Raw genomic sequence first — 12,042 nt, forward strand, 5'->3', positions numbered from 1 at the left:
ATGTGGAGGGAATATTGATGATAAGACATTATAAAAATAAACTAACAATTTCATTAGGTATTATACTAATATTGATGATATCTATTATTTTTACAGGGTGTGATAAACAAACTGCTAAAGAGGCATTTAATGTTTATAAAGAAAAATGGGAGAATAATAACTATGAAGAAATGTATGAAATGCTATCCACCGATTCTAAAGAGTATATTTCAAAAGAAGAATTCATAGATAGGTATAAGAATATATATGATGGAATTGGAGCTGATAATATATCTATAGAATTAAATGATGATAAGGATGAAGAAGAAAACCCAATATCTTTTTCAATTAAAATGGACACTACTGCTGGAACTGTAGATATCAATGATTATCAAGTAAATATGATAGAAGAAGAAGTTGACAATGAGAAAGTATGGGCTATTGAATGGAATGAAAGCTTAATATTTCCTCAGATGTCTTCAGGTGATATAGTAAGAGTTAATACTCTGACGGCTAGTAGAGGAGAGATATATGATAGGAATGATAATGGATTAGCAGTAAATGGAACTATATTAAGTCTTGGTATACATCCTAAAGTATTTGAAGAAAATAAAGAATCAAATATATTAAAAATGGCAGAGATTTTAGATATAGATGCCAGTCGTATAGAAGATAAGTTAAGTAAGAATACAAATCCTGATCATTTTGTACCGATAGTAAAAATCTCTGCTTCAAGTAGTGAGATATTATCTCAGTTATCAGAGATAGATGGAGTGAAGTCTGAAAAGTTAGATGGAAGAATATATCCAGCAGGAGAAGCCTTAGGAGCTTTAATAGGATATATAAAGCCCATCACAGCAGAGGAATTAGAAGAATTAAAGGAAGAAGGATATACTACTTATAGCTTGATAGGAAAGACAGGTTTAGAGGAAGTATATGAAAAACGTCTTAGAGCTAAAGATGGAAAGGAAATATATATATCAAAGCGCCAAAATGGTGAAGAATTTGAGCGAGTAATCATAGCAAAAAGTCAACCAGTGGATGGAGAAAATATCAAACTAACAATAGACTCAGACTTACAAAAAGAGATATATAAAGAAATGAATAAAGATGCTGGAGCATCCACAGCAATAGACCCCAAAACAGGAGAAATATTAGCTTTAGTAAGTTCACCTTCTTTTGACTCAAATTTATTTAGTACTTATATAACAAATAGTCAAAGGGAAGAGTGGAATAGTAACGATGTAGATGAATTCCAAAATAGATTTAACAATGCATATTCTCCTGGTTCTACTTTTAAATTAATCACTGCAGCTATTGGGTTGGATAAAGGAGTAATAGATCCGAATGAAAAAATAAATATAGAAGGTAAGCAGTGGCAACCAGATGGATCATGGGGTGACTACAAAGTTACTAGAGTTAGTGAAAAAAAATCTCAAGTAGATTTAACTGATGCCTTTATTTACTCAGATAACATATATTTTGCAAGAGCTGCTTTAGATATTGGCGGAGATAAATTTATGAAAGATGCAGAAAAATTTGGGTTTAGTGAAAAGTTACCAATAGACTACCCAATCCAAAAATCTCAAATAGCAAATGATGAAGTAATTAATAAAGATACTTTGTTAGCCAGTACGGGATATGGACAAGGAGAAGTTCTTATGAGCCCTTTACATGTATCTTTAGTATATAGTTCTATAGTAAATGATGGAAATATGATGAATCCTTTATTAGAAGTAAAAGAAGATTTAAATCCTGAAATATGGAAGGAAAATGTAGTATCTAAAGAAAGTATAACTACAATAAAAGAAGGACTTATTCAAGCAATAGAAAATAATGATGGAACAGGAAATGATGCTAAGATTCAGGGTATAGAATTAGCTGGCAAAACCGGAACAGCAGAATTAAAGAAATCTTTAGAAGATAAGGATAGCGAAGAAAATGGATGGTTTGTAGCTATGAATACTGAAGATCCGAAGATAGTAGTATCTATGATCATAGAAAAAGTTAAAGATAGAGGACAAAGTCACTATGTAGTACCAAAGGTAAAAAATATAATAGAATATTATTTAAATAATAAATAGTAAAAAGGAAAGGGTCTCCTTTCCTTTTTACTATTTTATAAATAAATCTTCAATTTCTTCAAACTTATCAATAATATAATCAGGATTTTCAGCGAGTAATTCTTCCCTAGTGTTTGATCCTGTAGTTATTGATATTATCTTAGCCCCTAAGTGTCTAGCTGTTTTAATGTCTAGAATTGTATCACCTATAACGTAGACTTCATCAAATTTATTTCCGTATAGATCCTTAGCTTTACTTAAGGCGTTATCTGCTATATCAAATCTTTTTAGTCCATTTTCTCCAAATCCCCCGGTAGGGAAATACTTCCACACTCCTATTTTCCCTAGTTTATATTGGGCTCCTATACTTAATTCACCAGTTATTAAGGATAATTTATGATTTGTTTTAGAGAGTTTCTCTAAAATGCTCTTTGCATCTGCATTTTCTCTCCACACATTTGTTGTCTTAAATTCTTCCAATTGTTCTCTGTAAACTTGAAGAAATCCATTCCATTTCTCCTCAGAAAACTCTTGTCCATACTTATCTAGTACTTCCATAAAAACATCTTTATCTGAACGGGCAGAAGTATCTATTTCATCCATTCCATTTTCTACATTTAAATATTGATCGATAGCATTATTATAGGGTATATCTGTCCGATTATCTCTTTTTATTATCGTACCATTTATGTCAAAAAATATTAATGAGCTCATAATTTTTCTCTCCTTTGTTTAATTTGTCTTTATTAAATTTTATCATAACACTATTTATTAGGCTAATTATAACTATTTGCTTGATAATTGTATAGAATACATGAGATAATAAGTATAAATCAGAATATTGAGAAAAGGAGTAGTGATTTATGTTTAATACAAATTACACAAATATGTTGAGTGTGGGAGTTAGACGACTTAATAAATAAGTACGTTTAACTAGTTAATTAACGTGTCCTTATTTATTAAGTCGTCATCTATATTTAAGAAGACTTATAAATATAGGAGGAAGTATAATTGAATAATAATACATTGAAAACTTTAGAATATAACAAATTAAAAGAAAAAGTAAAAGAGTTCTGTATAAGTGGATTAGGAAAAGAATTAATCGACAATCTCACGCCCCATATGAATATAGATGTGATAAAGAAGAGGTTAGATGAAACCTCAGAGGCGAAAAATATATTTAATAATTCTAACCATATACCCTTTGATGGTATATATGATATTAATAATTTAATAGATAAAGTGGATAAAGTTGGACAATTAGATCCAAGTGAAATGCTAAAAATATCTGACTTTCTAAGAGGTTGCAGAAGGATTAAGAAATTCATGATAGAACAAGTATTTTATGCTCCAACATTAAGTGAATATGCTCTATCATTAAGTGAGTTTAGAGATATTGAAGAAGAGATAAATCAGGCAATTAGGAATAATAGAGTTGATTCTTCTGCCAGTAAAGAATTAAATAGGGTAAGGAGAAAGATAGACAATATAGAAGAAAAAATACAAGAGAAATTAAATAAATATTTAACATCTCAAACCTATAAAAAATATATACAGGAATTTTATATTAGTAAAAGGAATGAGAAATACGTAATTCCAATAAAATCATCCTATAAGAACAAAATAAATGGTACAGTTATAGATGTCTCAACTAAAGGATCTACTGTATTTATAGAGCCTAATTCAGTATCTAAATTAAATAATGAACTGAGTTCTTTAAGATATGAAGAAAAGCTAGAAGAATATCAAATTTTAGCCTATTTAACAGGCTTAATATATGAAAAGATAAGACGCATAAGTATAAATCTAGAGTTAATTAGTCAATATGATATGATTTTTGCTAAAGCCAAATACAGTAATAAAATAAAAGGCATAGAACCAAACATTAATTCCTATGGATATATAAATATTATAAAAGGAAAACATCCATTACTGGAAGAGGATTGTGTTCCATTAGATTTCACTATAGGAAATGACTTTAGATCTTTAGTAATAACAGGACCTAATGCAGGAGGAAAAACTATAGCTCTAAAAACTGTAGGGTTATTGACCTTGGCAGTTCAATCAGGATTCCATATACCAGCAGAAGAAGAAACAGAAATATCTGTTTTTGACAATGTATTTGTGGATATAGGGGATAATCAAAGCATAGAAAATGCTCTAAGTACTTTTTCTTCTCATATGAAGAATATATCAGATATTATGAGTAAAACTAATAAGGCATCATTAGTTTTATTTGATGAAATTGGTACAGGAACAGAGCCAAATGAAGGAGCTGGATTGGCTATAGCTATATTAGAAGAACTATATAAAAAAGGAGCTATAACTGTATCTACAACCCATTATGGTGAAATTAAAAATTATGCTGAGGATCATCCTGATTTTCAGAATGCTCATATGGTATTTAATCCAGAAACATTAGAACCCCTATATAAACTAGTTATTGGTGAAGGGGGAGAAAGTAATGCATTATGGATATCTAAAAGAATGGGTATAAATGATGGGGTACTAAAGAGGGCGAAGTCATATATAGAGAATAAACAATATAACTATGATATCCTTAAGGATAATAAAACTAGAAAAAAATCTATAGTAATAGATGAAAATTCTGATGGCAATAGAGAAGAAGAATTAAGGGTAGGAGATAAGGTAAAGATTCTAGAGACTGATGAAGAAGCTATTGTTTATAAAGAAAAGGATAAATATAATAATATTGAATTAATGGTAGATGATGATTTTATCACTTTGAACATTAGAAGGGTAGAACTCTCCATAAAAAGAGAACTATTATATCCAGAAGGATATGATTTGGATTCCTTATTTGTTTCTTATGAAAAGAGAAAGTTAGAGCGGGACATTGAAAGAGGCTCTAAAAAAGCATTAAAAAAAATATATAAAGAAATCAAAAATAAATAAACTAAGGACCATACTTATAAGTATGGTCCTTAGTTTATTTATTCATATCCATGTGTACTTTACCATCTTTTAATTCAATAATTCTATCTGTTCTTTCAGCAATCTTTCTATCGTGGGTTATCACAATAAAGGTAGTATTTGATTCCTTACTCATCTCTCTTAATAGACTATATACATTTTCTGTAGATTCTGAGTCAAGATTACCTGTAGGTTCATCCGCTAATATAATCTTTGGTCTGTTTATGAGGGCCCTTGCAACGGCAGTTCTTTGTTGTTGCCCTCCGGACATATCTGTTGCAAGATTGTTTTTTACTTTAGACAATCCAACAAAATCCATTAATTCATTAGCTCTATTTATTATCTCCTTAGAAGGTTTAGAGTTACCTATTCTATAGGGAAGAAGTACATTTTCTAAAGCTGTGAATTCTGGAAGAAGATAATGGAACTGAAATATAAATCCTATTGCTTGATTTCTTAAATCAGAGAGTTCATTTTTCTTCATAGTGTCAGTTCTTTTTCCATTAATATAAACTTCTCCATTACTAGGTTTATCTAAAGTACCAATTATATTTAATAGAGTACTTTTACCACTCCCGGATGCCCCTATTATTGAATTAAAAGATCCTTCCTTAAAGGATAAACTTATATCATGTAGCACTTTTGTTTTGACCTTAGTACCATATATTTTATCAATGTTTTTTATTTGGAGTATATCACCCATTTCTGATCACCTCTATTGGATTAAGTTTTGATGAACGTCTTGCTGGAATTAATGCTGCTACTATAGCAGATGATATTGCTATCAATGTGGATATTGCAATAAATGTATAGTCAATATATAGACTAACTACTGGGGTTCCATCGGGATTAACAGCAAATTTTGTAAATAAGAAGCTTAATAAAAGTCCTAAAGCTACTCCTAATATAGCACCAATAATACCTAGTAAAAGTCCCTCAAATAAAAATATAAGGCTGGCTGTTCTATCCTTTATTCCCATAGCTTTTAATATTCCTAATTGTTTAGATTTTTGTATTACTGTTATAGCTAGCACACTAGCTATTCCTAGAACTACAGCAATCATTACAAATACTTGGATCATAAGACTGGAAACACTTTGACCATTTAGACCACTTAAAAGCTCCTCATTTTGTGCTTTCCAATTGGTTATTTCTAAATTAGACTCTAAATTCTTCTCTATTTTATCAGCAATGGTATCAGATTCAAACACATCACTAACTTGCATTTCTATGCTGGTTATCTTATCTTGTATAGCAAATAGGTCTTGAGAAGTATCTAAAGTAGTAATCATCCAAGACTCATTTATAGATGCAACCTTAAGGTCAAAAAATCCTGTTATCATCATTTCTTTAGACTTTCCTGAATTAGTGACAATATCTATTGTATCTCCTATTTTAACTCCCAATTCTTCTTTTAGATCTTTACCTATTAGAGCATCATATTTATCTCTAGGTTTTTCTCCTTCATAAATTCTATCAGTTATTTCGTATATTTTATTAGAGTCTTCTATATTGAATCCTCTAATCAGTAGAGAATAGTTTTTATTACCTCCTTGGGTTAAGGCAGGACCATCAACAACTACTGAAAGGTTTTTTATTCTATCATCAGAAGCTTCTATTTCTTTTAGTTTTTCTTTATAATTTGTTATATAACCATCTTCTGTATCAGATTTTATTGTTATCTGAGAAGAGTTTCCTATAGTAGTATCCACCAAATCTTTTTGTAGACCTTGAATTAATGAGCCTATAAAAATTTGAACAGATACTCCTACTGCAATACCTAAGGCTATTAGTATTGTTTGACCTTTATTAGATTTTAAGAATCTTACTGCAATTTTAAAGGGAAGTCTCATTTTCTATCCTCCTTAGCTAAATCAAGTATGTCTTCAAAGGTATTTAGTTGCATATCTGCTCCTAATTCCTTGTAATCAACTCTATTATTTTTAAAAGCATTTCCTCCAACTATTATATTTACCTTGTTTTCAGTTCTCTTTATTTCTTCTATAGCTCTATAGGTCCCAATTAGATTATAATAATTAGATACACTAATAGATATATAATCTAAATCAATCTTTTCTAATGCATTTAAAAATTCCTTGGTAGGTGTATTGCTACCTACAAATATTGAGTCATAACCAGCTAAGGTAAAGAAATCTGTGATCATTCTTGCGCCTATCTCATGATATTCTTCTGCAGGGCATACTATAGCCACTCTTTTATTAGTTTGAATTCCATATTTAGAATCTCTCTCTTTTATAACATAAGGGTAGCAATTTTCTATTATGGTCCTAATGATAGAGCTTCTAACATGCTCTTTCCAAATATAATAACCATCTCCTTGATCTTCTTTAAATTCATTTAAAGATGGAGTAAGTACTTTAGTATATAAAGTTACTATATCAATCTCCCTATCATTAAGTTTCTTAATAATAAGGTCTAAAGCTTTTTTCCTATTTTCTTCTTTAAGATATAGAAGAAACTCATCATAAAAATCTTTCATAAAATCACTCCCCAAGATAATTTAAATATAATCAACAAATATAAACACATTACGTGATATTGGATGTGTAATTTAAATGTATTTAATATTAATACCACAAAAAGAATAGGAATATCACAGAACAGAATATTTTTTTAATATTTTTGATAGATTCCTAAATAATGTGGTAAGAAAAGATAGAGACTGGTACAATAATATTATTAATTAGTTTTAGGAGGCGGAAATATGAAATTAGTGTCATGGAATGTTAATGGGCTTAGAGCTTGTGTAAAAAAAGGCTTTTTAGAATATTTTAAAGGGGTAGATGCAGATATATTCTGTTTACAGGAGATAAAACTTCAGGAAGGACAAATAGATTTAGAATTAGAAGGATATCATCAGTATTGGAATTATGCTGAGAAGAAAGGATATTCAGGTACAGCTGTATTTTCAAAAGAGAAACCTATATCAGTACAAAAGGATTTAGGAATTGAAGAGCATGATAAAGAAGGAAGAGTAATTACTTTAGAATATGAGAAATTCTTTTTAGTTAATGTATACACTCCAAATTCTCAAAGAGGTTTGGCTAGAATTGACTATAGAATGAACTGGGAAGATGACTTTAGAAATCATCTAAATGAGTTAGATAAGAAAAAGCCAGTAATATTATGTGGTGACTTAAATGTAGCCCATAATGAAATTGACTTAAAAAATCCAAAAAATAATAGAAAAAATGCTGGATTTAGTGATGAAGAGAGAGGAAAAATGACTGAACTTTTAGATTCAAACTTTATTGATACTTTTAGATATTTTTATCCTGATAAAGAGGATGCTTATAGTTGGTGGTCTTATATGAGAAAAGCTAGAGAAAGAAACTCTGGATGGAGAATCGATTACTTTATAACTTCAGAAAGATTAAAGGATTCCCTAATAGACTCTCAAATTCATTCAGAGATAATGGGTAGTGATCACTGTCCTGTGGCCTTAGAAGTAAACCTATAGGTGGATAAAATATGAAGATAATAATATCACCTAGCAAAACTCAAGATTTCACTAGAGGTATGGATAAGAGAATAACGAATCCTTTATTTAAAGAAAAGTCAGATAAAATAGTAGAAAGAATACAAGGATTTAGTAAACCTGAATTATCAGATAGGTTAAATGTTAAAGGAAATTTATTACAAGAAACCTATGATAATTATCAAGATTACAAGAATTCTGAATCCACTGCAGCAATACTCGCATATACGGGCCAGCTATTTAAGGGACTAGATATAGAAAACTATGGAGAAAAGGAATATGAGTTTTTAGATAAACATCTATATATTCTTTCAGCCCTATATGGTATATTAAAACCCTTTGATAAAATAAATTCTTATAGATTAGATATGAAATGTAAAGTATTTGATAATCAAACCCTTTATTCCTATTGGGGAGAAGATATAACAAATCTATTTCAAAAAGATGAACTGATTTTAAACTTAGCTTCTAAAGAATTTAGTAAACTTATAAAAAGACCTATGATAACAATAGAATTTAAAGAAAAATCAAAAGAAGGAAAATATAAAACCATAGGTACCTATGCTAAACAAGCTAGGGGAAAGATGCTAAATTATATTATAAAAAATAAAATTAAAGATATAGAAAGTTTGAAGAAATTTAATGAAGACAGTTACACATTGAATAAAGAATTATCTCGAGAAGATGTATTAGTTTTTACTAGATAAATGAGAGTATAGCTAGAAATAATATGATATAATTAAGATAACCTAATTAAAAAGGAGCAAAGAAAATGGTGCCTATATTAATGTCTATAATATTAATTATATATAGTTATTTAATAATAAGCATAGGCTTTATTAGTAATATGTTACTTTTTTCTAATAAAGCTCCATTATCATGCTCTTTATTAGAATTATTTAGTGCATTAAATAAAGATATCACATACTCCTTAACATATTTAAAAGAATGGTTTATAAATCTCTCTAATATTATAAATAGGTTTATAAATACATCTAATCATATTATTATCAACCTTAATATTATAGTCTTACTTAATAATCTAATAATTATAAGACTTAATACATTAAAATTATCTAAAACTTTCTAAAAATAGTTTAAGAATTTGTTTTATTATGATGATGCATTTATACATAAATGCATTTATTTATCATAAATAAATTTAATTATTTTTAGGAGGTTTTTTATGCCCACAATATCAAAGATTTCAAATTTTATAAATAACATAGATAGTCCTGTAAACTATAATATAGCTGAATATATAAAAGTTCTTGATAGAGTAAACAATATTAATTTAAAGAATTTAACAGACAATCAACTAAAGGAAAAATCAGAAATACTAAAAAGAAAAGCTAAAATATCTACTGATGATATTATAGTAGATGCATTCTCCCTAGTGAGGGAAACATCAAGAAGAGTATTGGGAATGTACCCCTTTGATACACAAATTTTAGCGGGAGCAGCCTTAGATAGAGGGAAAATTGTGGAGATGAAAACTGGAGAAGGAAAAACCTTATCCGCCATAATGCCTGCCTATCTTAATGGACTAACTGGCAAGGGGGTTCACATATTAACATATAATGATTATTTAGCTGCTAGAGATGCTGAGTGGATGGGAAATGTGTATAAGTTTTTAGGAATAGAAGTCAGTTTTATAACAGAAAAGATGAGTAAGAATGAAAGGAAAAAAGGATATTTAGCCCATATCACCTATCTTAGTGCTAAGGAGTCTGGTTTTGATTATTTAAGAGATTTTTTAGCTATAGATAAGAAAGATATAGTTCACAGGCCATTTAATTATGCAATAATAGACGAAGCTGACTCCATACTTATTGATGAAGCCAGAGTTCCTTTAGTAATAGCAGGTAAGTTTGATAACACTACCGAGAATTATAGCTATTTATCTAATTTAATTAAAGAATTACATCCAATAAAGGATTATGAATTAAATGAATATGGAATGGAAATAACCCTAACAGAAGAAGGTTTATCAAAGATGGAGTATAGATTAGGATGTGATAATCTTTATGAGGATAAGAACTTAGAGCTTCTTACCCGTGTAAACTCTGCTCTACATGCTGAAGTTCTTTTGCAAAAGGATAAACATTATATAGTAAGAAATAATAAGGTAGAAATTGTAGATGAGTTTACAGGAAGAGTATCTGATAAGAGAAGCTGGCCTGACAATCTACAAGATGCTGTAGAGGCAAAGGAAGGCATAAAATCAAGTTCAAAGGGTAAAATCCTTGGTTCTATTCCTTTGCAATATTTTATTAATCTATACCCAAAAGTAGCAGGGATGACTGGTACAGCTCATAGTGCCGCAAGAGAGCTTGATGAGTTCTATGGTAAGGATGTCGTGATTATACCAACAAATAAAACTTTTATTAGAAAAGATAAACCTCACTATATATTTAAGGATATCCATACAAAGAAGCATGCTATACTTCATGATATAAAAAAAGAGCATGAAAAGATGAGACCAATTCTTATTGGTACAGGAAGTGTAGAAGAATCAGAGAATCTGGCTATGGAATTAAGAAATAACAGGTTAAGTTGTAATGTGATCAATGCTAAGAATGATGAAATAGAGGCAGATATAATAGCAAAAGCAGGAGAATTAGGTGCCATCACAGTATCCACTAACATGGCTGGGAGAGGGGTGGATATAAAGCTTGGAGGAAAGAATGAGAAGAATAAAGAAAAGATAATCTCCTTAGGAGGATTATACATTCTAGGCACTAACCTCAATGAGAGTAGAAGAATAGATAACCAACTTAGAGGAAGAGCTGGACGTCAAGGAGAGCCGGGAGAAAGTAGATTTTATGTTAGCTTAGAAGATGAATTAATAAGAAAGTACCGAATAGATAAATTAATTCCCTCCAAATTAATACAAAGAAATTTCAATATAGAAGATGATAAAATAAGAGAATATATAGATAGAGGCCAAAGGATAGTAGAAGGTTATAATTCAGACATTAGAAGACAGCTTATGAAGTATTCCTTTATATTAGAAGAACAACGATCAATTATTCATAAAAAACGAAGGGAGATTTTAGAAGAAAAAATTTCTTTAGAGTTATTATCAAATAAATCACCGGAAAAATATAAAGAAATTCAAGATGAATTAGGGAAGGATATTATTAAAAAAGTTGAGAAACAACTTACATTATATTACATCAATAAATGCTGGGCAGATTATCTAGAATACATCTCTTATATTAGGGAAAGTATTCATCTAGTAGTGGTAGGTAAAAAGAATCCTTTGGATGAATTTCATAAAATTGCTATCGAATCTTTTGATAAGATGTTAGAAGAAATCGAGATATCAATTGTTAATACATTTAAAACAGCAGAAATAACTAAAGATGGAATTGATATGGATAAAGAGCGATTGAAAATACCATCTTCTACCTGGACATATTTAATAGATGATAGTCAAAACCAATTTAGCAATGTAGAAGATGTGGTAAAAAGTATCAGTACTGCTATAGCTAAGCCTTTTATATCCTCTAAAACCTTATACAAAAAACTGCTAAAGATTTTTAATTAAAATAAAAAATAAGT

General features: G+C 29.4%; 9 protein-coding genes. 5 read left to right on the forward strand and 4 right to left on the reverse strand.

Going from position 1 to position 12,042, the window contains the following annotated elements; genetic code table 11:
* Window positions 1-17: 17 nt before the first annotated feature.
* Window positions 18-2,063: a penicillin-binding transpeptidase domain-containing protein gene (locus GOQ27_RS08680; protein WP_203366459.1), complete on the forward strand. Its 2,046-nt coding sequence runs from the start codon at window positions 18-20 to the stop codon at window positions 2,061-2,063.
* A 30-nt stretch (window positions 2,064-2,093) separates the two neighbouring features.
* Here GOQ27_RS08680 and GOQ27_RS08685 read toward each other — a convergent pair whose 3' ends face one another.
* A complete protein-coding gene (locus GOQ27_RS08685; RefSeq protein ID WP_203366460.1) occupies window positions 2,094-2,756 on the reverse strand; it encodes an HAD family hydrolase in 663 nt (220 codons plus the stop codon).
* A gap of 297 nt (window positions 2,757-3,053) precedes the next feature.
* Between GOQ27_RS08685 and GOQ27_RS08690 the strand changes: the two genes are divergently transcribed.
* The gene (locus GOQ27_RS08690) at window positions 3,054-4,958 is read left to right on the forward strand and encodes an endonuclease MutS2 (RefSeq protein ID WP_203366461.1); all 1,905 of its coding nucleotides are present in this window, start codon (window positions 3,054-3,056) and stop codon (window positions 4,956-4,958) included.
* Between the two features lie 34 nt (window positions 4,959-4,992).
* On the opposite strand, the gene GOQ27_RS08695 is transcribed toward GOQ27_RS08690, so the two are convergent.
* The 3 genes from GOQ27_RS08695 to GOQ27_RS08705 are packed head-to-tail and all read right to left on the reverse strand — an operon-like array spanning window position 4,993 to window position 7,476.
* Window positions 4,993-5,679, reverse strand: a complete 687-nt coding sequence (locus tag GOQ27_RS08695; RefSeq protein WP_203366462.1) for an ABC transporter ATP-binding protein — start codon at window positions 5,677-5,679, stop codon at window positions 4,993-4,995.
* Entirely contained in the window at window positions 5,672-6,829 is a 1,158-nt protein-coding gene (locus tag GOQ27_RS08700) for an ABC transporter permease (RefSeq protein ID WP_203366463.1), read from the reverse strand. The genes GOQ27_RS08695 and GOQ27_RS08700 overlap by 8 nt, the downstream gene beginning before the upstream one ends.
* Window positions 6,826-7,476 (reverse strand): cobalamin B12-binding domain-containing protein, encoded by a 651-nt coding sequence (locus GOQ27_RS08705; RefSeq protein ID WP_203366464.1) that lies wholly within the window; start codon window positions 7,474-7,476, stop codon window positions 6,826-6,828. The genes GOQ27_RS08700 and GOQ27_RS08705 overlap by 4 nt, the downstream gene beginning before the upstream one ends.
* A gap of 225 nt (window positions 7,477-7,701) precedes the next feature.
* Here GOQ27_RS08705 and GOQ27_RS08710 point away from each other — a divergent pair, with 225 nt between their 5' ends.
* The 3 genes from GOQ27_RS08710 (at window position 7,702) to secA2 (ending at window position 12,028) form a co-directional block, all read left to right on the forward strand.
* The gene (locus tag GOQ27_RS08710) at window positions 7,702-8,457 is read left to right on the forward strand and encodes an exodeoxyribonuclease III (protein ID WP_203366465.1); all 756 of its coding nucleotides are present in this window, start codon (window positions 7,702-7,704) and stop codon (window positions 8,455-8,457) included.
* Window positions 8,458-8,468: 11 nt separating this feature from the next.
* Complete coding sequence (locus GOQ27_RS08715; protein ID WP_203366466.1) at window positions 8,469-9,182, forward strand: YaaA family protein; 714 nt, start codon at window positions 8,469-8,471, stop codon at window positions 9,180-9,182.
* A gap of 479 nt (window positions 9,183-9,661) precedes the next feature.
* Window positions 9,662-12,028 (forward strand): accessory Sec system translocase SecA2, encoded by a 2,367-nt coding sequence (gene secA2 / locus GOQ27_RS08720; RefSeq protein WP_203366467.1) that lies wholly within the window; start codon window positions 9,662-9,664, stop codon window positions 12,026-12,028.
* The last annotated feature ends 14 nt before the right edge of the window (window positions 12,029-12,042 follow it).

The sequence above is a fragment of the Anaeromonas frigoriresistens genome, from assembly GCF_016820655.1.
GTDB classification, from domain to species: Bacteria; Bacillota; Clostridia; order Tissierellales; family SIT17; genus Anaeromonas; species Anaeromonas frigoriresistens.